Origin of the sequence: Pseudomonas sp. BN607, from assembly GCF_029871175.1 — a bacterium.
Lineage (GTDB): Bacteria > Pseudomonadota > Gammaproteobacteria > Pseudomonadales > Pseudomonadaceae > Aquipseudomonas.
The window spans coordinates 55,322-79,868 of record NZ_SSOE01000034.1 but is presented as its reverse complement, the minus strand read 5'-3'; the positions used below and the strand labels follow the sequence as shown (position 1 = coordinate 79,868).

General features: G+C 62.2%; 22 protein-coding genes and 1 riboswitch. Of the genes, 19 read left to right on the top strand and 3 right to left on the bottom strand.

What is annotated here, in order from left to right; genetic code table 11:
* Positions 1–65: 65 nt before the first annotated feature.
* Positions 66–1,997, bottom strand: a complete 1,932-nt coding sequence (locus E8E68_RS09825; protein WP_280340894.1) for a sigma-54-dependent Fis family transcriptional regulator — start codon at positions 1,995–1,997, stop codon at positions 66–68.
* A gap of 254 nt (positions 1,998–2,251) precedes the next feature.
* Here E8E68_RS09825 and E8E68_RS09820 point away from each other — a divergent pair, with 254 nt between their 5' ends.
* The 13 genes from E8E68_RS09820 (at position 2,252) to E8E68_RS09760 (ending at position 15,626) form a co-directional block, all read left to right on the top strand.
* Complete coding sequence (locus E8E68_RS09820) at positions 2,252–3,772, top strand: aldehyde dehydrogenase family protein (RefSeq protein WP_110745209.1); 1,521 nt, start codon at positions 2,252–2,254, stop codon at positions 3,770–3,772.
* A gap of 226 nt (positions 3,773–3,998) precedes the next feature.
* Positions 3,999–5,447 (top strand): ethanolamine permease, encoded by a 1,449-nt coding sequence (gene eat / locus E8E68_RS09815; RefSeq protein ID WP_110745210.1) that lies wholly within the window; start codon positions 3,999–4,001, stop codon positions 5,445–5,447.
* 46 nt (positions 5,448–5,493) lie between these two features.
* A complete protein-coding gene (locus E8E68_RS09810; protein ID WP_110745211.1) occupies positions 5,494–6,888 on the top strand; it encodes an ethanolamine ammonia-lyase subunit EutB in 1,395 nt (464 codons plus the stop codon).
* 8 nt (positions 6,889–6,896) lie between these two features.
* Complete coding sequence (eutC, locus tag E8E68_RS09805) at positions 6,897–7,715, top strand: ethanolamine ammonia-lyase subunit EutC (RefSeq protein ID WP_266032022.1); 819 nt, start codon at positions 6,897–6,899, stop codon at positions 7,713–7,715.
* 109 nt (positions 7,716–7,824) lie between these two features.
* Entirely contained in the window at positions 7,825–8,283 is a 459-nt protein-coding gene (locus E8E68_RS09800) for a GNAT family N-acetyltransferase (RefSeq protein WP_110745213.1), read from the top strand.
* 257 nt (positions 8,284–8,540) lie between these two features.
* Positions 8,541–9,188 carry a DedA family protein gene (locus tag E8E68_RS09795; protein WP_110745214.1) on the top strand — a complete coding sequence of 216 codons (648 nt, stop codon included), beginning with the start codon at positions 8,541–8,543 and terminating at the stop codon, positions 9,186–9,188.
* Positions 9,189–9,197: 9 nt separating this feature from the next.
* Entirely contained in the window at positions 9,198–10,013 is an 816-nt protein-coding gene (locus E8E68_RS09790; protein WP_266032023.1) for a M90 family metallopeptidase, read from the top strand.
* Positions 10,014–10,106: 93 nt separating this feature from the next.
* Positions 10,107–10,634 (top strand): inorganic diphosphatase, encoded by a 528-nt coding sequence (gene ppa, locus E8E68_RS09785; protein ID WP_003255365.1) that lies wholly within the window; start codon positions 10,107–10,109, stop codon positions 10,632–10,634.
* 239 nt (positions 10,635–10,873) lie between these two features.
* Positions 10,874–11,575: a helix-turn-helix transcriptional regulator gene (locus tag E8E68_RS09780; protein WP_266032024.1), complete on the top strand. Its 702-nt coding sequence runs from the start codon at positions 10,874–10,876 to the stop codon at positions 11,573–11,575.
* Positions 11,576–11,978: 403 nt separating this feature from the next.
* A complete protein-coding gene (locus tag E8E68_RS09775) occupies positions 11,979–13,700 on the top strand; it encodes a copper resistance system multicopper oxidase (protein ID WP_266032025.1) in 1,722 nt (573 codons plus the stop codon).
* 14 nt (positions 13,701–13,714) lie between these two features.
* Positions 13,715–14,032, top strand: a complete 318-nt coding sequence (locus E8E68_RS09770; RefSeq protein WP_110745218.1) for a hypothetical protein — start codon at positions 13,715–13,717, stop codon at positions 14,030–14,032.
* Positions 14,022–14,963 carry a copper resistance protein B gene (locus E8E68_RS09765; RefSeq protein WP_280340885.1) on the top strand — a complete coding sequence of 314 codons (942 nt, stop codon included), beginning with the start codon at positions 14,022–14,024 and terminating at the stop codon, positions 14,961–14,963. Before E8E68_RS09770 ends, E8E68_RS09765 begins: the two co-directional genes overlap by 11 nt.
* Positions 14,964–14,972: 9 nt before the next feature.
* Positions 14,973–15,626: a cytochrome c gene (locus E8E68_RS09760; protein WP_266032027.1), complete on the top strand. Its 654-nt coding sequence runs from the start codon at positions 14,973–14,975 to the stop codon at positions 15,624–15,626.
* A gap of 112 nt (positions 15,627–15,738) precedes the next feature.
* On the opposite strand, the gene E8E68_RS09755 is transcribed toward E8E68_RS09760, so the two are convergent.
* Positions 15,739–17,916: a TonB-dependent siderophore receptor gene (locus tag E8E68_RS09755; protein WP_280340881.1), complete on the bottom strand. Its 2,178-nt coding sequence runs from the start codon at positions 17,914–17,916 to the stop codon at positions 15,739–15,741.
* Between the two features lie 181 nt (positions 17,917–18,097).
* Here E8E68_RS09755 and E8E68_RS09750 point away from each other — a divergent pair, with 181 nt between their 5' ends.
* From E8E68_RS09750 to E8E68_RS09740, 3 genes are all read left to right on the top strand, one after another.
* The gene (locus E8E68_RS09750; protein ID WP_266032029.1) at positions 18,098–18,790 is read left to right on the top strand and encodes a response regulator transcription factor; all 693 of its coding nucleotides are present in this window, start codon (positions 18,098–18,100) and stop codon (positions 18,788–18,790) included.
* Positions 18,790–20,118 carry a sensor histidine kinase gene (locus E8E68_RS09745; protein WP_280340878.1) on the top strand — a complete coding sequence of 443 codons (1,329 nt, stop codon included), beginning with the start codon at positions 18,790–18,792 and terminating at the stop codon, positions 20,116–20,118. The genes E8E68_RS09750 and E8E68_RS09745 overlap by 1 nt, the downstream gene beginning before the upstream one ends.
* A 100-nt stretch (positions 20,119–20,218) precedes the next feature.
* Positions 20,219–21,112, top strand: coding sequence for an alpha/beta hydrolase (locus E8E68_RS09740; protein ID WP_280340876.1), 894 nt, complete (start codon positions 20,219–20,221; stop codon positions 21,110–21,112).
* Between the two features lie 21 nt (positions 21,113–21,133).
* Here the strand turns inward: E8E68_RS09740 and E8E68_RS09735 are convergent, their stop codons facing one another.
* Complete coding sequence (locus E8E68_RS09735; protein ID WP_266032032.1) at positions 21,134–22,114, bottom strand: zeta toxin family protein; 981 nt, start codon at positions 22,112–22,114, stop codon at positions 21,134–21,136.
* A 150-nt stretch (positions 22,115–22,264) separates the two neighbouring features.
* A riboswitch (FMN riboswitch) is annotated at positions 22,265–22,406 on the top strand.
* Between the two features lie 80 nt (positions 22,407–22,486).
* Here E8E68_RS09735 and ribB point away from each other — a divergent pair.
* The 3 genes from ribB (at position 22,487) to ispA (ending at position 24,527) form a co-directional block, all read left to right on the top strand.
* Entirely contained in the window at positions 22,487–23,137 is a 651-nt protein-coding gene (gene ribB / locus E8E68_RS09730; protein WP_266032033.1) for a 3,4-dihydroxy-2-butanone-4-phosphate synthase, read from the top strand.
* Positions 23,138–23,400: 263 nt separating this feature from the next.
* Positions 23,401–23,643, top strand: a complete 243-nt coding sequence (locus E8E68_RS09725) for an exodeoxyribonuclease VII small subunit (protein WP_003255380.1) — start codon at positions 23,401–23,403, stop codon at positions 23,641–23,643.
* Complete coding sequence (gene ispA, locus E8E68_RS09720; protein ID WP_110745227.1) at positions 23,640–24,527, top strand: (2E,6E)-farnesyl diphosphate synthase; 888 nt, start codon at positions 23,640–23,642, stop codon at positions 24,525–24,527. The genes E8E68_RS09725 and ispA overlap by 4 nt, the downstream gene beginning before the upstream one ends.
* The last annotated feature ends 20 nt before the right edge of the window (positions 24,528–24,547 follow it).

Genomic DNA, 24,547 nt, shown 5'->3' with positions numbered 1-24,547 from the left:
GTCAACCTCGCAAAACATCGAGGCAGGGTAGCCCAGGGCGCGACAAATCGCACCCGCTGTTTCGCTTAGTCGGCCTTGGTGATGCCGTGTTTGCGCAGTTTTCGATACAAGGTATTGCGGCTGATGCCCAAGTGCTCGGCGACACGGGTGAGGTGCCAGTGTTTTGCCTGTAGGGTCACCATAAGCGCTTCCCGTTCCGCGTCTTGCAAAACCTCACTACCCACCAGTTCACCGGCAGTTCCTAGACCAACGCCCGCGCCCACAAGCTTGGCACTGCTGCGCACTGCGGGGGGTAGATCCGAGAAGCCGATTCGGCAGTCGTCGCAAAGCGCCACCAGCGTACGAAGCACATTGCGCATTTGCCGCACGTTGCCCGGCCAAGCAAAGTCGAGCAGTGCCTGCCGCGCCCTGGGTTCGATGTCGATCCGTTGCCCTTGGGCTTCCTGACGCAGCAGGAAGTCCAGTAATTGCGCCTTGTCACTGCGCTCACGCACTGCCGGCAACGCCACTTCCAGGCCATTCAGGCGGTAATACAAATCTTCGCGGAAGCTACCCTGCTCCACCCGCTCCAGCAGGTCGCGGTGCGTAGCACTGACAATGCGCACATCCACCGCCTGCGGTTCGCCACCGATCGGTACTATCTGACGCTCTTCCAGTACACGCAGCAGGCGGGTTTGCAGGGCTAGCGGCATGTCGCCGATTTCGTCCAGCAGCAAGGTGCCGCCGTCGGCCTGCAGCAACTTGCCACGCATGCCTTCCTTGCGCGCGCCGGTAAAGGTGCCGCCGCGGTAACCGAACAGTTCGCTCTCGATCAGACTCTCCGGGATCGAAGCGCAGTTGATGGCAACGAATGGCTTGCTGCGCCGCTCGCTGGCCTGATGCACGGCCTGGGCGAAGGCCTCCTTGCCGCAGCCGGTCTCGCCGCGCAGCAACAAAGGCACATCGCGTTCGAACACCCGCACACTGCGGCGAAAATCGTTTTGCAGCGCCGGGTCGAGCAGGCACACCAGCGGCTCGACCTCCCGCGCGGGCCGAGGCTGGGCAGCGGGTACCGACCATACCGGCGCCCGTGCCTGCCCCCGCAGGCTGGCGAATACCTGGCGGCCGTCCAGTGTCCGCAGCGGCCAGGCAGTGCTGCCACCAGGCGTGGCGCGGCTGAACAGCTCATCGTGGCTGCAGGCAAAGAAGCGTTCCAAAGGTTTGCCCAGCACGCCACCACGCACGGTGCCCAGCAGGTTCAGTGCGCTCTGGTTGGCCGCACAGATCCGCCCGTCGCCGTCGAACGCCAGCAGCCCCTCGCTGAACAGGCCGACCGACTCGGCCTGCAGGTGAAAACGCAGCAGCCACTGCTGTTCGAAATGGCGCAGGAAGTAGCAGCTCTCGATCATCTTCGCCGACAGGTTGACCAAGGCCATGGTGTGAAACTGGCTTTGCCGGGATACGTCAGGGCGCGCAGAGGAGACGTCGAGCACCGCCAGTAGCTCGCCATGCGGGTCGAACACCGGGCTGGCCGAGCAGGTCAGCCCGGTGTGGCGGCCACGGAAGTGTTCGTTCTGGTGAATGGTCAGCGCCTGGCGCTCGACCAGGCAGGTGCCGATACCGTTGGTGCCCTCTCGCGCCTCGCTCCAGTCGGCGCCCAGCCACAGCCCGGCATGCTCGAAGCTGCGCCGCTCGCTGGGCGCGCTGACGCAGTTGAGGATCACCCCGCGGGCGTCGGTCAGCAGTACCGCATGGCCGGCGCCGGAAAGCTGCTGATGCAAGCTGTTCATTTCATGGTCGGCAATCTGCAGCACCTGGCGCAGGCGCTCGCGGCTTTCCAGCAGGCGCCCGTGCTCAAGTACCACCGGGGCCTCGATCACTGCCGGGTCGAGGTGGTAGTCCTCCAGGCAGCGCAGCCAGGAGCGGGCGATGGACGGGTCACTGCCGCCCTCCCCGGCCCCACCATGGGCAACGCTATGCACCTGCCGGGCATGGCGAGTGAAGTGATTGCTCTGCATTGTTGTAATTCTCCGCAGATAGAGCGTCAGCCCAGCATCCTCCACCCGGGTAGGCTTTGCAATGCACATGCCTGTGACGTGTCGCAAACGGCACAAAATGTCACCCCAGCCGTACCGGCGCCGGCACAGCGACCCTTGATCAGCCTGGTAAAAATGACCCAAGTCATTGATTTGGCTGGCACGGCCAGCGCTGGCCCAACCTTTGCTCTACGCTTTTCAACTCCCCAACAAACACAATAGCCAGGAGACACACCATGCGTTACGCACATCCCGGTACCGAAGGCGCGAAGGTTTCCTTCAAGAACCGCTACGGCAACTACATCGGTGGCGAGTTCGTAGCTCCGGTCAAGGGGCAGTACTTCGAAAATACGTCCCCGGTGAATGGCAAACTGATCGCCGAATTTCCCCGCTCCACTGCCGAAGACATCGATAAAGCGCTCGACGCCGCCCACGCAGCTGCCGACGCCTGGGGCCGCACTTCGGTGCAGGATCGCTCCAACGTGCTGCTGAAGATTGCCGACCGCATCGAGCAGAACCTTGAACTGCTGGCCATCACCGAAACCTGGGACAACGGCAAGCCAATCCGCGAAACCCTCAACGCCGACATTCCCCTGGCCGTCGACCACTTCCGCTATTTCGCGGGCTGCATCCGCGCCCAGGAAGGCGGTGCCGCCGAGATCAACGAAGGCACTGTGGCCTATCATATCCACGAGCCGCTGGGCGTCGTCGGGCAGATCATCCCGTGGAACTTCCCCATCCTGATGGCCGCCTGGAAGCTGGCGCCTGCACTGGCCGCCGGTAATTGCGTGGTGCTCAAGCCTGCCGAGCAGACGCCGCTGGGTATCACCGTGCTGCTGGAAGTGATCGGCGACCTGCTGCCACCTGGCGTACTCAACGTGGTGCAAGGTTATGGCCGCGAAGCCGGTGAAGCCCTGGCCACCAGCAAGCGTATCGCCAAGATCGCTTTCACCGGTTCTACCCCGGTTGGCTCGCACATCATGAAATGCGCAGCCGAGAACATCATCCCGTCTACCGTCGAGCTGGGCGGCAAGTCACCGAACGTGTACTTCGAAGACATCATGCAGGCCGAGCCGAGCTTCATCGAAAAAGCGGCCGAAGGCATGGTGCTGGCGTTCTTCAACCAGGGCGAGGTGTGCACCTGCCCGTCGCGTGCTCTGGTGCAGGAGTCGATCTACCCGCAGTTCATGGAAGTGGTGATGAAGAAGGTGCTGCAGATCAAGCGCGGCGACCCGCTGGACACCGACACCATGGTTGGCGCGCAGGCTTCGCAGCAGCAGTTCGAGAAGATTCTTTCGTACCTGCAGATTGCCCAGGACGAAGGGGCAGAGCTGCTGACCGGGGGCAAGGTCGAGAAGCTGGAGGGCTCGCTGGCCACCGGTTACTACATCCAGCCGACGCTCCTCAAGGGCAACAACAAGATGCGCGTGTTCCAGGAAGAAATCTTCGGCCCGGTGGTCAGCGTCACCACCTTCAAGGACGAAGCCGAAGCGCTGGCGATCGCCAACGACACCGAGTTCGGCCTGGGTGCGGGCGTGTGGACCCGCGACATCAACCGTGCCTACCGCATGGGCCGCGGGATCAAGGCTGGCCGTGTGTGGACCAACTGCTACCACCTGTACCCGGCGCACGCCGCGTTCGGCGGTTACAAGAAGTCCGGGGTTGGCCGTGAAACGCACAAGATGATGCTGGATCACTATCAGCAGACCAAGAACCTGCTGGTGAGCTACGACATCAATCCGTTGGGCTTCTTCTAAACCGCGTCGCCTTCTTCGCGGGTAAACCCGCTCCTACAGGTCCTGCGCGGGTCTTGAATCTTGCGCAATCCCTGTAGGAGCGGGTTCACCCGCGAAGAGGCCAGGCCGGCATACCTTAAACCCAGAGCGGCAACCGTGCACCAGCCGCTCTGGCTCGCTTCCTGCAGTACCCATCACCATCGGCCCGGAACCCTTCCGGCCACCAAGAAAAACAACAGGTGAATCTATGCCAAGCGATCATTCCGCCGGCTCCCCGGCAGGCTCCTCCGTCGACTTCGAGAAGGTCGGCTCGGACTATTTTCAGCAACGTGAACTTAAAAAAGGTGCCGCCGGCTGGGTGCTGCTGGTCGGCCTGGGCGTGGCGTACGTCATCTCCGGCGACTACGCCGGCTGGAACTTCGGCCTGGCCCAGGGCGGCTGGGGCGGCATGTTCCTCGCCACCTTGCTGATGGCAACCATGTACCTGTGCATGTGCTTCTCGCTGGCCGAGCTGTCATCGATGATACCGACTGCTGGCGGCGGCTACGGTTTTGCGCGCAGCGCGTTCGGGCCGTGGGGCGGCTTCCTGACCGGCACGGCGATTCTTATCGAATACGCCATCGCGCCTGCCGCCATCGCGGTGTTCATCGGCGCCTACTGCCAATCGCTGTTCGGTATCGGCGGCTGGATGATCTACCTGGCGTTCTACATCGTGTTCATCAGCATCCACATCTTCGGCGTGGGTGAGGCACTGAAGCTGATGTTCATCATCACCGCCATCGCCGCCATTGCACTGGCCGTGTTCCTGATCGGCATGGTGCCCCATTTTGATGCAGCCAACCTGTTCGACATCGCCAAAACGGACGCCGTCGGCGCCAGCAGCTTCCTGCCGTTCGGCTATGTCGGCGTGTGGGCAGCCATCCCCTACGCCATCTGGTTCTTCCTTGCCGTCGAAGGCGTGCCGCTGGCCGCAGAAGAAACCAAGAACCCCAAGCGTGACCTGCCACGCGGCCTGATCGGCGCCATGCTGGTACTGCTGGCCTTCGCCTTGCTGATCCTGGTGGTCGGCCCGGGCGGCGCAGGCTCCGAGGCGCTGAAGGCCTCCGGTAACCCGCTGGTCGAAGCCCTGTCGAAGGCCTACGGCGGCTCCACCTGGATGGGCGGCTTCGTCAACCTGGTCGGTCTGGCCGGGCTGATCGCCAGCTTCTTCTCGATCATCTATGCCTATTCCCGGCAGATCTTCGCCCTGTCCCGTGCTGGCTACCTGCCGCGCAAGCTGTCGGAAACCAACAAGAGCAAGGCCCCAGTAATGGCCTTGGTCATCCCCGGCATCATCGGTTTTGCCCTGTCGCTGACGGGCCAGGGGGACTTGCTCATCCTGGTGGCAGTGTTTGGCGCTACCCTGTCTTACGTGCTGATGATGGCTGCGCACATCACCCTGCGCATCCGCCGGCCAAAGATGGAACGCCCATACCGCACCCCGGGTGGCATCTTCACCTCCGGCCTGGCGCTGGTGCTGGCGTGCATCGCCGTGGTCGCCGGGTTCCTGGTCGACCCGCGAGTAGTCATTGGCGCCGCAGTGATCTATGCGGTATTAATTGCCTACTTTGCTTTCTACAGCCGCCACCACCTGGTTGCGGGCACACCGGAAGAGGAATTCGCCGCGATCCAGAAGGCCGAAGAGGCCCTGCACTGATCGCCGCCACCCGCCGCGGGGCAACCCGCGGCTCTGGAGATTCTGTATGGCAAGTTTCGTACACACGGTCGGCCATCTGGTCTACCGCTTCGACAGCCTCAAGGAAGTGATGGCCAAGGCCAGCCCGGCACGCTCCGGGGACTGCCTGGCAGGCGTCGCGGCCAGCAACGACGGCGAGCGCGTCGCCGCGCAGATGGCTTTGGCCAATATTCCGCTGACGCACTTCCTCAATGAAGCACTGATCCCTTACGAAGCAGATGAAGTTACTCGCCTGATCATCGACACCCACGATACCCAGGCCTTCGCCCCGGTCAGCCACCTGACCGTCGGTGGTCTGCGCGACTGGCTGCTTAGCGAGGAAGCCAACGAAGACAGCCTGCGCGCCCTGGCGCCCGGGTTGACCCCGGAAATGGCCGCTGCCGTGTCGAAGATCATGCGCGTGCAGGACCTGGTGCTGGTGGCGCAAAAAATCCGCGTGGTCACCCGGTTCCGCGGCACCATGGGCCTGCGCGGGCGCCTGTCGACCCGGCTGCAACCCAACCACCCGACAGACGAACCGGCCGGTATCGCCGCCAGCATTCTCGACGGCTTGCTGTACGGCAACGGCGACGCCATGATCGGCATCAACCCGGCCACCGACAGCATCGCTTCGATCTGCGCCCTGCTGGAAATGCTCGACGCCATCATCCAGCGCTACGACATCCCCACCCAGTCCTGCGTACTGACCCACGTCACCACCTCGATCGAAGCGATCAACCGCGGCGTGCCACTGGACCTGGTGTTCCAGTCCATCGCCGGCACCGAGGCGGCCAACGCCGGCTTCGGCATCAACCTGAACGTGTTGCAGGAAGGCTACGAAGCGGGTCTGTCGCTGAAACGCGGCACCCTCGGGCAGAACCTGATGTATTTCGAAACCGGCCAAGGCAGCGCGCTCTCGGCCAACGCCCACCACGGCGTCGACCAGCAGACCTGCGAAACCCGCGCCTATGCCGTGGCCCGTCACTTCAAGCCGTTCCTGGTCAACACCGTGGTCGGTTTCATTGGCCCGGAATACCTCTACAACGGCAAGCAGATCATCCGCGCCGGCCTCGAAGACCATTTCTGCGGCAAGCTGCTGGGCGTGCCGATGGGTTGCGATATCTGCTACACCAACCACGCCGAAGCCGATCAGGACGACATGGACACCCTGCTGACCCTGCTGGGTGTGGCCGGGATCAACTTCATCATGGGCATCCCCGGCTCCGACGACATCATGCTCAACTACCAGACCACCTCGTTCCACGACGCGTTGTATGCGCGCCAGACCTTGGGCCTGAAGCCCGGGCCGGAATTCGAGGCATGGCTGGCCCGCACCGGCATCTTCACCCAGGCCGATGGCCGGGTGCGCTTCGGTGACAACCTGCCGCCGGCTTTCCGCCAGGCGTTGGCACAGCTTGCATAGGGACGACCATGGACCACCGCACGCCTACCCCCGACAACCCTTGGCTGGCCCTGCGCACCCTGACCCCGGCGCGCATTGCCCTGGGCCGCACCGGCACCAGCCTGCCGACCGGCGCGCAGCTGGACTTCCAGTTCGCCCATGCCCAGGCCCGCGATGCCGTGCACCTGGCCTTCGACCACGCCAGCCTGGCTACCCAGCTGAGTGACCGTGGGCGCGAAAGCCTGGTGCTGCACAGCGCCGCCAGCGACCGCCACCAATACCTGCAGCGCCCGGACCTGGGCCGGCGCCTTAATGAAGACTCGATTGCCACGCTGCGCCAGCACGCCCAGGCCAACCCCGGCGGCGTCGACCTGGCCATCGTCGTCGCCGACGGCCTGTCGGCGCTGGCCGTGCACCGCCATACGCTGCCATTCCTGACCCGCTTCGAAGAGCAGGCTGCGGCAGACGGATGGACCAGCGCCCCGGTAGTGCTTGTGCAACAGGGCCGCGTGGCGGTGGCCGACGAGGTTGGCGAATTGCTTGGTGCCCGCATGACAGTGATGCTGATCGGTGAACGCCCGGGGCTCAGCTCGCCCGATAGCCTTGGCCTGTATTTCACTTATGCACCCAAGGTCGGCCTGACCGACGCCTACCGCAACTGCATTTCCAACATCCGCCTGGAGGGCCTGAGTTATGGCATGGCGGCACATCGCCTGCTGTACTTGATGCGCGAAGCCTGCCGGCGCCAGCTTTCCGGAGTGAATCTGAAGGACGAAGCCGAGGTCCATAGCATCGACAGCGAAAATGGCCCTTCCCAGCGAGGCAACTTCCTGCTCGGCGAAGGGTAAAGAACATGTCACGGAGGGCGGATTGCGCTAAAGGCCAGCATTGGGGCAGCATGCTCTTGAACGCTGCAGGCATTCCGCTGTTTCCCCAAATGGACTCTGAGGGCCGCACATGCGCATCATCAAGGCAACCCTGGAACACCTCGACCTGCTCACGCCGTTGTTCGTCAAATACCGTGAGTTCTATGGGCAGCTGCCCTACCCCGACAGCTCGCGCAGCTTTTTGGAAAAGCGCCTGAAGCGGGATGAATCGGTGATCTACCTGGCACTACCCGATGATGACGACGGCAAGCTGCTGGGCTTCTGCCAGCTGTACCCAAGCTACTCCTCGCTGTCACTGAAGCGGGTATGGATCCTCAACGATATCTACGTCGCCGAAGACTCGCGGCGCATGCTGGTGGCCGACCACCTGATGCGCGAGGCGAAGAAAATGGCCAGGGAAACCAATGCCGTGCGCATGCGGGTTTCGACGAGCGCGGACAATCAGGTAGCCCACAAGACTTACGAATCCATCGGGTTTCGTGAAGACACCGAGTTCAAGAGCTACATCCTGCCCATTAGCCAGGATTGACCTGCTCGACGCTCCCTCTGGCATGCACCACACCTGCAACAGCAGCCTTGTGCTGCTCCTGCAGGGCTGTGGTGAGCCTGTGAGCGCAGGTTTAGCCGCGAACAGGCTGAACCAGGAAACACCCCCTGTCGTAACCCCCCGCTACAAACTCCCCGGGCATGTTCTTCACTTAGCCGTATAATGCCCCACCTGTCATGTGTGAAAATTTACCCATCCCCAGGTAACTGAGCCTACGCCCCAGAACACAGGTGCTGTACATGGATTTCAACCCGCTGGACCTTATCCTGCATCTCGATGCTTATCTCGATCTGCTGGTCACCAATTACGGTCCCTGGATCTACGCCATCCTGTTCACCGTGATCTTCTGCGAGACTGGGCTGGTGGTCATGCCGTTCCTGCCAGGCGATTCGCTGTTGTTCATTGCCGGTGCCGTGGCCGCTGGCGGTGGCATGGACCCGGTATTGCTGGCCGGCCTGCTGATGGCTGCGGCCATCATGGGCGACAGCACCAACTACGTAATCGGGCGAACGGCCGGCGAGCGCCTGTTCAACAACCCCAATTCGAAGATCTTCCGCCGCGATTACCTGCAGCGCACCCACGAATTCTATGAACGCCACGGCGGCAAAACCGTGACCCTGGCGCGCTTCCTGCCCATCCTGCGGACCTTCGCACCGTTCGTCGCCGGCATCGCGCACATGCAATACCCGCGCTTCCTCGGTTTCAGCGTCGCCGGTTCGCTGCTGTGGGTCGGTGGCCTGGTCACCCTCGGCTACTTCTTCGGCAACGTGCCGTTCATCAAGCAGCACCTGTCGCTGATGGTGGTGGGCATCATCGTCCTGTCGCTGGTACCCATGATCCTGGGCCTGCTGCGCACCCGCCTGGGCCGCACGGCCAAAGCCCACTGACCGCCCCTCATGTGGTCGTTCAGCGCCTGGCGGCGCAAGCGCACCCTGGCGCGCTACCCGATCACCCCACAGCAATGGCAGGCCGTACGCGAGCGCCTGCCGATGCTGGATGGCATCACCGATGCAGAAGACCACTGGCTGCGCGAAGCCTGCATCCTGTTCCTGCTCGACAAGCACCTTACCTGCCTGCCCGGCGTTGAACCGGACGACGAGCAGCGCCTGTTGCTGGCCGCCCAGGCCCAGCTGCCACTGATGCACCTGGGTGAGCTGAACTGGTACCAGGGTTTCCACGAAATCATCCTCTACCCCGACGACTTCAAGAGCCCGCAACGCCATCGCGATGCCAGCGGCGTGGAGCATGTGTGGGACGGCGAGCACAGCGGCGAGGCCTGGCAACAGGGGCCGATCATCCTGGCCTGGAACGGTGTGCTGGCCAGCGGCGGCTGGGAGGCTTACAACCTGGTCATCCATGAGCTGGCGCACAAGCTCGATATGCTCAACGGCGATGCCAACGGCCTACCACCGCTACACAGCGGCATGCCGGTGGATGAGTGGGCAAGCGCCATGCAGCAGGCGTACGACGACCTCAACCGCCAGCTGGACGCCGACCCCGACGCCGAAACCGCCATCGACCCTTACGCGGCGGAGAACCCGGCAGAGTTCTTTGCAGTCACCAGCGAATACTTCTTCAGTGCCCCCGACCTTCTGCACCAGGCTTATCCATTGGTCTACAGTCAGTTGTCGCTGTTCTACCGGCAAGACCCGCTGGGGCGCCTGTGCCAACTGCAGGCCGAGCACCCCGAATACCGCGAAAGCCACGCCTGACGGGGCCGCACATCAGGCCAGGCGTGGCATGCCCCGGCAGAATGTGCCTATAATCGCCGCCACTTTTTTGGTCAAACACGGGGGCACTGCCCAATGAGCTACAGCAAGATTCCGGCGGGCAAAGACCTGCCGAACGACATCTACGTCGCCATCGAAATCCCGGCCAACCACGCGCCGATCAAATACGAGATCGACAAGGACAGCGACACCCTGTTCGTCGACCGTTTCATGGCTACCCCGATGTTCTACCCTGCCAACTACGGCTTCATCCCGAACACCCTGGCTGACGACGGTGACCCGCTGGACGTGCTGGTGGTTACCCCTTACCCGGTGGCCCCAGGCTCGGTTATCCGCGCCCGTCCGGTTGGCGTGCTGAACATGACTGACGACGGCGGCGGCGACGCCAAGGTCATCGCTGTTCCTCACGACAAGCTGTCGCAGCTGTACGTTGACGTGAAGGAATACACCGACCTGCCAGCCCTGCTGATCCAGCAGATCGAGCACTTCTTTGCCAACTACAAAGATCTCGAGAAGGGCAAGTGGGTCAAGATCGAAGGCTGGGAAGGCGCCGACGCCGCCCGTGCCGCGATCACCAAATCGGTTGCTGCCTACAAGGGCTGATACCGATTGCAGAATGAACCCCGCCTTGGCGGGGTTTTTTTTTGGCCGGCATGCGCTCGTGAGCGCTATCAGGCGTGGCCTGTCGTCGCGCTTCTGCAGGGATGGCAGTAACGCTCAGATATGGGTAATAAATCCTACGTCGCCTTACACCAACACCCTACAAACAGCCTGTTTTCCTACAAATTTCGTCAACACCCGGTTCATACCCTTGCTGGCATCACGCCGCTACACTCGCCGGCATGAACACTTCCGGTGACCGCCTCAAGGCCCTTCTCCATGAATGTGGCCTGACTCCTTCCGACTTCGCCGCCCAGCGCAGCGTCACACCGCAGCACGTCAACAACTGGTTCAAACGCGGCGTGCCCCTGGCCCGCCTGGACGAACTGGCCGACCTGTTCTGCGTGCACCGCCGCTGGCTGCGCTCTGGCGAAGGGCCCAAACACCCCAACCCGATCCTGCGTACCTGTCGGCCCCGGCACACACCCGCCAACCCGCCTACCCCGCTGTCGGTGCATCACGGTCGGCTCGTGAAAGTGCCTTATTACGAACTGGACAATGGCCTGCTCTCGACAGTGGCCGGCAAGCACCTGCGCTTGCCGGCAAAAGCCCTGAAAGTGCTGGGAGTGCGGGCCTGCAACGCGATCTGCATGACGATGCCGGCCAGTAACATGCTGCCGCTGATTCCGCTGGAGGCCATGCTGGTCATCGACCGGGGCATGACCCAGGTGATTGAGGGGGAAACCTATGCCCTGCTGCACAACGGCATGCTCAGGGTGAACAACCTCAGCCTTGGCCAGCACGGTACGCTGTACCTGCACAGTCATGACCGGCGTAACTACGCGGTGGAGCGTTACACCCCTGCACAGCTTCAGGCGCAAAACCTGGAAGTGCTTGGTTGGGTGTTCCACTGGTCGCATTTTCGCCAGCAGCGGCCCGGCTGAACCACCCTGTGCCAATTTTTGCTGGGCATCCTGCGCCAGCCCTTGTATGCTACGCGGCACATTCAGCCCCGGCCGGCGCAAGCCCTGGTCTAGAGGGCTCGGCGATATCCCACACGGGTATCTGCCATCTCTTTCAGGCCCTTGTTGGCCACACAGTTAAGGCGATTGCGGCTTACCATAAATTAGTCGGAAGCGTCCCCGAGAAGCCGGCCACAAGCCGGCTTTTTAATGCCTCGCCCAAAGCCATCCCAAGCCCTCTGCGGCCTGCCTCCCCCCTTCAAGAAGCTGACGAAAAAGTAATGTCGAGCTCAGTTTTCTGACAGCGGCAACGCGCTAGTTTGGTCGTGAGCTGCGAAATCCAGCAGCCGGGATATCCGCAACCCATACGACTGGACGCAACGGCATGCAAAGCAAAACCACACGACGCACCTTCGTCAAAGGCCTGGCCGCCACTGGACTGCTTGGCGGGTTGGGCATGTGGCGCACGCCGGTGTGGGCCTTGACCAGCCCTGGCCAGGCAAACGTGCTGACAGGCACTGACTTCGACCTGTACATCGGTGAACTGCCGGTCAATTTCACCGGCGCAACGCGCACAGCCATGGCAATCAATGGATCATTGCCGGGCCCTACGCTTCGCTGGCGCGAAGGCGATACCGTTACGCTTCGCGTGCGCAACCGTTTGCAGCAGGACACCTCCATCCATTGGCACGGCATCATCCTGCCGGCCAACATGGATGGTGTGCCTGGCCTGAGCTTCCACGGCATCGCCCCGGATGGCCTGTATGAGTACAGATTCACAGTCCATCAGAACGGCACCTACTGGTACCACAGTCACTCAGGTTTCCAGGAACAAGTTGGGGTGTACGGCGCGCTGGTCATCGATGCGAAAGAACCCGAGCCGTTCACCTATGACCGGGATTACGTGGTGATGCTCAGCGACTGGACAGATGAAGACCCTGCTCGGGTTCTGTCCAAGCTCAAAAAGCAGTCTGATTACTACAACTTCCACAAACGAACGGTGGGTGATTTCGTCAACGACGTGAGCGAAAAGGGCTGGTCCGCTGCGGTGGCTGATCGCACGATGTGGGCCGAAATGAACATGAGCCCCACCGATCTGGCAGACGTGAGCGGCTACACCTACACCTACCTCATGAACGGCCAGACGCCGGACGGCAACTGGACGGGGGTTTTCAAGCCTGGCGAGAAAATCCGCCTTCGCTTTATCAACGGCTCGGCCATGACGTATTTCGACGTGCGGATTCCCGGCCTGAAGATGACGGTGGTTGCGGCAGATGGGCAGTATGTGAAGCCGGTTTCGGTCGACGAGTTACGTATCGCTGTTGCTGAAACCTACGATGTAATTGTCGAGCCCGAAAATGAGCAGGCATACACCCTCTTTGCTCAATCCATGGACCGTACCGGTTACGCCAGGGGCACCTTGGCCATCCGCGAGGGCTTGCAAGCGGCTGTTCCAGCTGTTGATCCGCGCCCGCTGATTACCATGAGTGACATGGGTATGGATCACAGCGGCATGACCGGCATGGACCACAGCCAGATGGCCGGCATGGATCACGGCAGCATGGCCGGCATGAGTGGGGCCATGCAGCGCCATCCTGACTCAGAGACCAACAACCCTCTGGTCGACATGCAGACGATGAGCCCAACGCCGAAGCTGAGCGACCCGGGCATCGGGCTGCGGAACAACGGCCGGCGTGTGCTGACGTATGCGGACCTGCGCAGCACGTTCATTGATCCCGACGGCCGAGAGCCTGGCCGCACAATCGAGTTGCACCTCACAGGCCACATGGAAAAGTTCGCCTGGTCGTTCGACGGGGTCAAGTTCTCCGATGCCGAGCCGCTACGCCTCAAATACGGGGAGCGCCTGCGTATCACCTTGGTCAACGACACCATGATGACTCACCCCATCCACCTGCATGGCATGTGGAGCGACCTGGAGGATGAGGACGGCAACTTCATGGTGCGCAAGCACACCATCGACATGCCGCCTGGCTCAAAACGAAGCTACCGCGTGACTGCGGATGCTCTGGGACGCTGGGCCTATCACTGCCACCTGCTGTTCCACATGGAAATGGGCATGTTCCGAGAAGTCCGCGTGGACGAATGAACTGGAGATACGAGATGAACAACCTTACGAAACGAAGTGCGTTTTTCCTCTCTGCTGCGATGGCTGGCCTCTTGGCTGTTTATGCTCCGTCGTCGTGGGCCGCCGACAACCATGAGCAACACACTCACAAGGCCGCCGATGCAGCTAAAGCCAAGGGCGCTCAAGGCATGGATCACGGTTCCATGAAGGGCATGGACCACAGCGCCATGCAGGGCATGGATCACAGTGCCATGAAAGGCATGGACCATGGTTCGATGGAAGGTATGGATCACAGCAAGATGATGGAATCGCATGGCAGCGCCAACGCTAAGGCAGGGAAAGATGGCCAATAGCCCAGCGCGCCCCTCGCTGCTGGCCCTGGGCGTTTCACTCGGCATGCTGGGTGCTGCACCCAGCTTCGCCGCTGGCGATATGGACCATGCAGCGATGGGACACGGCTCCATGCCGGGCATGGACCATAGCCAGATGAATCATGGCAGCATGCAGGGCATGGGTCATGGGAGCATGGATCACTCGAAAATGAACCATGGTGCTGCCAGCCCTGCTACGACCAGCCGAACGCCGATTCCCGAATTGACGGATGCAGACCGGCAGGCGGCATTTCCCCCATTGGGCGGGCATCAGGTACACGACAGCGCACTCAATAGCTTCTTCTTGCTGGACCAGCTTGAGTACCAGGATGCAGACGAAGGTAGCAGCCTGGCCTGGGATGCTACCGGGTGGATCGGCGGCGATATCAACCGCCTGTGGGTTCGTTCCGAAGGCGAACGCACCAACGGCGTGACCGAAGATGCCGAGTTGCAATTGCTCTATGGCCGCTCGATCAGCCCCTGGTGGGATGTGGTTGCCGGGGTGCGTCAGGATTTCAAACCGAAATCCCCGCAGACCTGGGCAGCGTTCGGCATACAGGGCATGGCGCTTTACGGCTTTGAAGCCGAAGCCACCGCGTTCATGGGTGAGAACGGTCAAACGGCCGCGCGCCTGGAAGGTGACTACGATATTCTCCTGACCAACCGCCTGATCCTGCAGCCAACCGCTGAAGCCAATTTCTATGGCAAGAACGACCCCGAGCGAGGCGTGGGCTCCGGCTTGGCGAATACCGAAATCGGGCTGCGGCTACGGTATGAAATCGTTCGTCAGTTCGCACCTTACATAGGCATCACCTGGAACCGCTCCTACGGCAAAACGGCTGATTTCGCCCGTAACGAGGGTGGCGAAGTGGATGAAGCGCGTTTCGTTGCCGGCATCCGCCTATGGTTTTGAGAGCCCGACATGAAAAAAACAATTACAACGCTGGTTGCAGCAGGCGCCGTGGCGAGTGCGGGCGTATTGGGCGTAGCTTACATTGGCCTGGTGAACGTCGGGGCTGATGATCCCCATTTCCCGGCAGTGCATGCCTTTCTCGCCATGGCCCGGGATCGCTCTATCAAGGTACGGGCCAAGGACATCGAGGTACCGAACCTCAAGAATGAGAACCTGATTCGCATGGGCGCGGGCAACTACAACGCCATGTGCGTCGGTTGCCACCTTGCCCCTGGCATCGAGAAGACAGAGCTGAGCCAAGCGCTGTACCCGTCGCCCCCCGACCTGAGCAAGCTCGGCGCCAGTGGTGACCCCGCGGTTGCGTTCTGGACCATCAAGCACGGCATCAAGGCTTCGGGTATGCCGGCTTGGGGCAAGAGCATGGATGATTCGTACATCTGGGGCATGGTGGCTTTTCTGGATCAGCTACCGCAGATGAATGCTCAGCAGTACCGGGCGATGGTCACAAGCAGCGGCGGCCACCAGCATGGGGGCGGTGAAAGTGACATGCACAACCATGAAGGCCAACATGGGCAAGACGACGCCGGCAGTGATCACCACTCTAAGCCGGCGTCGAAGACGCATCTTCACCGTGATGGCAAGGAGCATCGCCATGGTGGCTGATTGTGCTGTTGGTTATCAGCGTTGCATTCACTCGCGAAGCGCCGCGCGGGCGGCACTCGGTCTCATACACGCTGCAAAACCGTGGGCGTAAACCTACACGCCACAACGCCAATCAGAAGTCATACCGCGCCCCAACCATCATGCTACGCGACGGCCCATAGAAGTTGAACGTGGAGGTCGAGCCCACCCGCGACAGGTAGTCCCGGTCGAACAGGTTGTTGACGTTGAAGGTGGCGGTCAGCTTCGAAGTCACCGGGTACGACAGCATCGCATCCACCGTCGCGTAGCCCGGCGCGTCGATACGCACGCCGCCGCTTTCGGAGTAGAAGTTGCTCATCGCGGAAATTCCGCCACCAATCGCCAGGCCGGTCAGCGGGCCTTGGTTGATGGTGTACTTGCTCCACAGCGAAGCCTGGTTGCGCGGCATGATGAAGAACGTGGTTTCGGCGTCACCCTTGACGGTTTCGGTCTCCATCCAGGTGTAACCGGCCAGCAGTTCCCAATTCGGCGTCAGCTTGCCGCTTACTTCCACTTCCGCGCCCTTCACGCGGGTCTTGCCGGATGCCACGGAGTCGGTAGTGGCCACTCCATCAGCATCGTACACGGTGGTAGCGCGGTTCTTGTCGGTCAGGCGGAATACCGAGAAGCGCGTATTCAAGTCGCCGCCAAAGTAGCTGCTCTTGAGGCCGAACTCGTACTGCTCACCTTCACGCGGCTTCAGCACCCGGCCGTTGCTGTCGGTGTCGGACTGCGGCTTGAACACCTGCGAATAGCTGGCGTACAGCGCGTGGTTGTCGGTCAGGTCATAGACCAGGCCGCCATAAGGGGTGAAGTGGCCGTCGACGCGTTTGCTGTCATTGGTGGTGGCGCCGCTGCTAAGGGTGGTGGTGTAGAAGTCACCGCGATACCAGCTGAAGCGGCCACCGGCAATCAGCGCCAGGCGCTCCACCGGGCGGAAGGTCACTTTGGAGTACAGGCCGTATTCCTCTTCCTGCATGCCGGTCTCGGTGCTGTAGTTGGGCGACGGCTTGGCGAACTGCGTCGGCGAGTAAGTATTCACGTTGATCGCGCCGAGATTGGTGGTGCCGTTGAGGTACTCGGTGTCGTAGTTCTTGTAGTCACTCCCGACCACAAACTCGCTTACCTGCCCGAAGGTTTCGAACGGCTGGCTGTAGCTGGCGTCCAGCGAATAGGTGTCTTGAGTGAAATCACGGGCGCTGGCGCGCTCCGAGTTGGCGCCTGTGGTGGCATTGGTTGCAGTGAAGGCGTACAGATAATTGGTGTCGCGGTGCGAGCCACGGGCCGCGACACGGCCGTAACCGCCATTGTCGAAGCGGTGGGTCAGCTCGGCGACCAGGTCGGTGGTCTTGCCGTCGAAGTAGTTCCAGTCGGCGCCCAGGAAACGCGAATGGCTGAAGTCGGGCACCTCGCCGGACAACGTGGCCGGGTAGCCGTTGTGCGGGGTGATGTTCTTCACCTCGTGCATCAGGCCGAACGACAGGGTGGTGGCGTCGTCCAGGTCGATGTCCAGCGCTCCGTAGTAGGTGTTGCTGGTGTTGGCGTTGTAGTCCACTTCGCCATTGGTGTCGTCACGGGATGCGATGAAGCGCCCGCGTACGCGACCGGCCTCGTCCAGCGGTCCGCTCAGGTCGATTTCCTCATGATTGGTGTCCCAGGTGCCGTAGCTGCCTTCGATATGCCCCTGAAACTCGGCGGTCGGGCGCTTGCGCACCATGTTGACGATGCCTCCCAGCTCGCTGGTACTGCTGAACAGCCCGGCCGGCCCGCGCATGATCTCGACGCGGTCGAACGCCGCCAACGACGGGACAGTGCCGAAGATGCTGGCCATGGGCGCCGGCAGGCCGTCGATATTGAACTCGCTGTACTCGTAGCCACGGGCGTAGATCGACGAGCGGCCGCTGTCATTGGTCAGGGTACGCAGGCCAGCGGTGTACTTGGCCAGGTCATCCAGGTGCACGAACTGGCGGTCCTTGACGTAGTCCTGGGTGTACACGGTGATCGACTGCGGGATGTCCTTGAGCGCCGCCGGCGTCTTGGTGCCCACGGTAGCGGCATCGACGCTGTAGCCTCCGGTGTCTTCCGAAGGCAGCATGTCGTAGAGGCGGTTGCCTTCGATAGTCAGTGCCGGCAGGTCCAGCGAGCGGTCTTCGGCTGTCGCCTGGGTCGCTACCGTTTCAGCCAGTGCCGACAGTGAAAAAGGCGCCAGCAACCCCAGCACCAGCCAGCCACGCGCCCGTCGCGGGCACCCCACACCGATGAAACCGTTCATGACACACCTATCCCCAAGTGATAACAATTCGCAAACGAAACAAGTTGCTTTTTGCGAACGATACCGGAGCGAAAACAGGGGTGCAGCATCATTAACCTTCTTAACACAATGGAGCGTTGCCCTCGGGCCACCGGCAATGGGATGATCCGTAACTGATAGAGGTTCTCATTCAAGGCTCACCGTGCCCATCTCACTGCTCCTCGCCGAAGACGACCCACGCCTGCGCCAGGACCTGGAACGTCATTTCCTCAATCGCGGTTTTCAGGTGCATGCCTGCGCCAGCGGCACCCAGGCCCTGAACGCCATACAGCACTCGCGCTTTGAGTTGGTGCTGCTGGACATCATGCTGCCGGGCATCGACGGCCTCAGCCTGCTCGATGAACTGCGCCGCCATCAAGCAGTGCCGGTCATGCTGATGTCGGCGCTGGGCGCCGAGCAAGATCGCATCAGCGGCTTTACCCGTGGTGCGGACGATTACCTGCCCAAACCGTTCAGCCTGGCCGAGCTGAATGCCAGGGTCGACGCATTGCTGCGGCGCGTGGCATTTGATCGAGGTACGGCGGTGCGTGCCGATGTCGGTGAAGTGATGCTGGATCATGACCGCCAAGACGTTATCCACAACGGCAAGGCTGCCGGCCTTACCGCATCCGAATTCCGCTTGCTGGCTACCCTTCGTGCCCATCCTGGCGAAGCCTTGAGCAAGCCATTCCTCTACCAGACTGTGCTGCACCGCGCTTACACCCGCCTGGACCGTGGCCTGGATGTGCATGTGTGCAACTTGCGCCGCAAGCTGGCCGACATCACCGCCCAGCATCTACAGATCCAGGCGGTACGGGGCCAAGGGTACATCCTGGTCGACACGGAACAGCCCTGATGCGTCGCCATCCATTGCTGTGGAAACTGGCCGTGCTGCAGGTCGGCTTCTGCCTGCTGCTGACCTGGCTGATCTGGACCTGGGGCCTTTCAGTGGAACGCAGCACCTACTTCCTGTCCCAGGCCGATCAGGACTACCTTGCGCGTTATGCACAACAGGCCGAACAGGCGTGGGAGCAGAACGGCGCGGTCGGCGCCGAGGCCTGGCGCAAGCAGCTGGAACGGGCTGAGGACACCTGGGTGGCCGTGATCGGCCCACACCTGCAGAGCCTTGGCACCACGCCGCTGAGCGCCGAGGAAGCCAGCCACCTTACATTCATGCGCAAGCTCGACTGGCCGATGAGCCGGCGCCTGCAGGATGAGCTGCCGTATGTCAGCATCGAATTTCCGCAACACCCCGAGCATGGCCGCCTGGTGCTGCAACTGCCCGAACGGCTGCTACCCACAGGCCTAACACCCTGGACCCATGTGGTCACTCACGGCGTTGCCCCCGCGCTGCTGGCCTTGCTGCTGGGCCTTGCGCTATACCGGCATCTTATCGTGCCGCTGAACCGCCTGCGCGACCGCGCCGACGCCCTGCGGGCCGATGACCTGGACAGCCCCGCCCTGCCCCTGCAGGAACGCCGTGATGAACTGGGAGAGCTGGCTCAGGCGTTCGAGCACATGGCCGCGCGCCTGCGTCAGAGCCTTGAGCAACAGCGCCTGCTGTTGCGAACGCTGTCCCACGAACTGCGCACGCCCTTGGCGCGGCTGCGTATCGCCCATGACAGCGACTTGCCACCGCCGCAGCTGCGCGAGCGTCTGGACCGTGAGGTGGCCGACATGCAGAAGTTGCTGGAAAACACCCTCGACCTGGCCTGGATGGACACCGAACAGCCCTGCCTGTCGACCGAGCCGGTGTTGGTGCTTTCCGTTTGGGAAGCCCTGTGTGAGGACGTGTGCTTCGAAAGCGGCTGGGACGGAGTGCGCCTGCCGTGTTCACTGGGCACCGATTGCCTGGTGCAGGCGCATCTGGACAGCCTGGCCCAGGCCTTGGAAAACCTGCTGCGCAATGCCATTCGCCACTCGCCCACCGAAGGCCGGGTCAGCCTTGATGGCTGGCGTGAGGGCACCTACTGGCACCTGCGCCTGAGCGACCAAGGACCCGGCGTCCCTGACCCCGACCTCGAGCGTATTTTCAAGCCTTACCAGCGCCTGGCCGACAGCGGCGCAGGATTCGGCCTGGGCCTGGCTATCGCCCGCCGCGCCATCGAACTGCAAGGCGGGCGGTTGTGGGCCAGCAATGGGCACCCGGGCCTGTGCCTGCACATGACCTTGCCTGCGGCCTGAGACTGTTTAGAAAGTTAATGCGCTTTACGCTCCATCGGGACTGTTTATCATCTGGCCGCTCAAGCCTTGCCCTCCTTGCAAAGCCATGACGAGACGCCCGATGAGCAAGAAGACCCTGACGCTGGCCTTGGCACTTGCCCTTGCGGCCCCTCTGGTCATGGCACAGCCCGAGCATGACCAGAAGATGGACACGGCGGTGCTACAGCGCCAAGACCTGGGCTATCACTTCAGCCAGCTTGATCTGGCCTCGGCCGATGGCCTGCGTCACTACCGGTTGTGGGTTGGCAAGCCGGACCGCCCCGCGCCGGCATCGGGATACCCGGTGCTGTGGATGCTCGATGGGAATGCTGCGCTGGGAGCGCTGGATCAGCAGTTGCTGAACAGGCTCGCCACGGGCCAGGCGCCCATGCTGGTGGCAGTGGGTTACCGGACCGAGCTGCGTATCGACAGGATCGGCCGCACCCTGGACTACACCCCGGCGCTACCGGGGCAGGCGCAACAGCGTGATCCGCTGACCGGCCAACCCAGCGGCGGGGTCGATGCGTTCCTTGAGCTTCTGACCGGGCGCATGCGTACGATGGTGTCGGCTGTGGCGCCGATCGATCCGCAACGACAGACACTGTGGGGGCACTCCTATGGTGGCCTGGCCGTGCTTCACGCACTGTTTACCCGCCCTGGCGAATTCAGCGTTTACGCCGCTGCCAGCCCGTCACTGTGGTGGGGCGATGGCGTGATTGCCCAGGAGGCGCAAGGACTGCCCTCACGCCTGGGCGAGGCGCGCCCGCACCTGTTGCTGATGCGCGGCGGGCAGGAGCCCGCCAGCCCGCATGGTTCGCCGCACGAGAACGACGAATTGCCTGCGCGCCAACTGGCGGAAGATCTGGCTGCGATCAAAGGCCTCGACGTGCGCTTTGAGCGCTTCGAGGGTCTGGGGCATGGGCCCATGCTAGGCGCCTCCCTGCGCAAGGTAATCGAAGGCATGTCTGGCCAGTGACCCGCCCTGCGCACGTCCGACTCAAGGTTGCGCGTACTTGAGCACGTACAGGCACAGCTCGCGGTAGACATCCACAGGCAGCTGCGACATCAGCTTCTGAGCCTGGCCGAGGGTTTTGCAATTGAGTTCGGCCATCGTCCGACGGTGTTTCGAACCCAGCAGGCCGGCATGCACCACCTGTGCATACTGAATATAGGAACAGGGGAAATCGGCCTGGGGACTGCGCTGGACCTTGAAATCGATCTTCAGGTCTGCCCCACGGAAGAATGCTCTGCCCTGGTAGGTCTGTTGGGGCACGAGGAGCCCTTTTTCAGGACAGGTGCTGTGACAGACCGGCTGGCTATTCCTGTCCGTCTCAAGGCCACGTCGATAAAGCACGATTTCGGAACCTGGCACCTCGATACAGGCGTTTTCGAAAGCATCGATGATGGCCCTGCCATTGATCTGCGCCTCCTCGATCTGCGTCAGGCTGACCACACGCTCGAGCTCATGATTGCCAACACTGTTGACCACACGATCCAGGGTCGACCAGTGGCTGAATTCTTTCTGACACGCAATCAGGTGGACCTCACTCTGATAGCCTTTGCGGGCGGCTTCAGGTGGAAAGTCAGCGAAATGAGGGCTGTCGAGCGCGGTCTCCATGATGATGTTGTATCCATTATCCATCGCATACGTGCAAATCATCGCGCCCAGGCGCCAGATGAACGGCTCGGTATGCTCATAGACATAGAGCACGCCTTTGTCTTCCATTGCCCGGTAATGAGGGTGCAGCTCACGAAAATGGGTTTCGTAAAGGCGAACATAATTGTCGTACCGCCCGCTCTTCAACAGCGTGTTTTCCAGCAAGTAGGTCTTACCCGAGCCCTGTGCACCGGCAATGATGAGCATTTTGGGCTTGAGTACGCCGTCGACGTAGTCACGCTTCTTGTCGAACAACGAGTCGACAATCGTTCTGAATGCGACATGAAGATCGGTATCGGTAAAAGGATGGAGAGAGGACATGACGGTTCGTTTCCTTGGTTTGCCAATGTGACCGTCACCAAGGTAGGCGCTGCGGCAGGTGAAAAAGGGGTAAATGCTTACTGCTGCCCGTCTTGTCGAAGACGGTAGAGCAGCGGGTTGCCAGTAGGGTGGCACAGTGCTGTATGCTTGCTTGGTCTTCAGGGCGGGGTGAAAGTCCCCACCGGCGGTAAATCGAAAGATGAGCCCGCGAGCGCCCCGGCCATGCCGGGGGTCAGCAGATCTGGTGCGACTCCAGAGCCGACGGTCATAGTCCGGATGAAAGAAGGCGTCAGGCAGGGGCCATTCGGGCGCCCCTGCGCGCGCATTTTGTTCGCCCCGAGACGTTCATCGATCATTCACGAGGAGCGTTTCATGTCCACCCAGCACCACTCGCAATACCCCAATGTTTCCGCTGCCATCGCCGCCTTCAAGGCCGGTCGCCCTGTGCTGTTGCTCGACGATGACGACCGCGAGGACGAAGCGGACATCATTGCCGCCGCCGAAAACATTTCGCTGCAGACCATGGCCATGATGATTCGCGATTGCAGCGGCATCGTCTGCCTGTGCCTGGACGAGGCCACAGTCGACGAACTGCAGCTGGCGCCCATGGTGCAGAACAACCAAGCCCGCCATGGCACCGGTTTCACCGTCACCATCGAGGCGGCGGAAGGGATCACAACCGGGGTTTCAGCCCAGGATCGTGTTACCACCATTGCCGCGGCACTGCGCTCCAGCGCCGAGCAGCGCCATATCGTCAGCCCTGGGCATGTGTTCCCGCTACGCGCCCGCAATGGCGGCGTACTGGCGCGCCGCGGGCACACCGAAGGCTCGGTGGACCTGGCGCGCCTGGCTGGCCTGCGGCCGGCGGCGGTGCTGTGCGAATTGATGAACCCCGACGGAACCATGGCCCGTGGCGAGCAAGTGGCGGTGTATGCGCGCCAGTACAACTTGCCAGTGCTGACCATCGAAGAGTTGGCCCGGTACCGTGAAGCCATGGTGGAACGGGAAGCTGCCACGGCTTGATAGTTTCCTGCGCCTGACTTGAGGCAGATGGCGGCGCTGAAATCGAGCGCCGCCCACGCGGCGCATCGCGAGCTGCGCTCGCTCCTACATTTGTTTCGGGCCAATTATTCCTGTGGGATTCGCGCGCGGACGCCTTGGCGCATCGCGCGATATCGCCTCGTACATACAAGCGGTCGCTCCAGCGGCCTGCTCCACACAAGTTTGCTCCCCCCGCCCCGCTCTGCTAGTGTCGCGCCGTTCTGAATGCCACCGAGACAGTCGCCATGGCCCGCAAAAAAGCCTCCCTCGATTTCGAGCAATCCCTCGCAGACCTGCAAGCACTGGTCGAGCGCCTGGAGAACGGCGAGTTGTCGCTGGAAGAGTCGCTGGCCGCCTTCGAGCAAGGCATCGCCCTGACCCGTGATTGCCAGGGCGCCCTGGCCCAGGCGGAGCAGAAGGTGCAAATCCTGCTGGAACGCGACGGCGAGTTGGCTGCCCAGCCGTTCGACGCGGAGCCGGAAGCATGATCGGCACCTACCAGGCCAGTTGTCAGGCACGGGTCGACGCTGCCCTTGAGCCGCTGTTCGTTGCCCCGACCAAAGAGCTCGAACGCCTTTACGCCGCCATGCGCTACAGCGTGATGAACGGCGGCAAGCGCGTGCGCCCATTGCTGGCCTACGCGGCCTGCGAAGCCCTGGGTGCCGCTGCCGAACAGGCCAACGGCGCTGCCTGCGCAGTAGAGCTGATCCATGCCTATTCCCTGGTGCATGACGACCTGCCGGCCATGGACGACGACGACCTGCGTCGCGGCCAGCCGACCACCCATAAAGCCTTTGACGAAGCCTGCGCCATCCTGGCAGGCGACGGCTTGCAGAGCCTGGCTTTCAGCGCCCTGCTCGATCCGCGGCTGAGCCCGCAGGCTGACAGTATCCGCCTGGCCATGGTCCAGGCCCTGGCCAAGGCTGCTGGCCCGGCCGGCATGGTCGGCGGCCAGGCTATCGACCTTGGTTCGGTGGGCCTGAAGCTTGACCAGCAGGCACTGGAATTCATGCACCGGCACAAGACCGGCGCGCTGATCGAAGCCAGCGTACGCCTCGGCGCCCTGGCCAGTGCCCGCGCCGACCAGGCACAACTGGACGCCCTGCAGACTTATGCACAGGCGATCGGCCTGGCGTTCCAGGTACAGGACGATATCCTCGACGTGGAAAGCGACACCGCCACCCTGGGCAAGCGCCAAGGGGCAGACATCGCCCGTGACAAACCGACCTACCCGGCCCTGCTGGGCCTGGAAGCGGCCAAAGCCTATGCGATCGAACTGCGCGACCAGGCGCTGGTCGCACTGGAAGGGTTCAGCGAAACCGCCGAGCCGTTGCGGGCCTTGGCGCGCTACATCGTCGAACGCCGCAACTGAGCAGCTACACCATTCCCTGT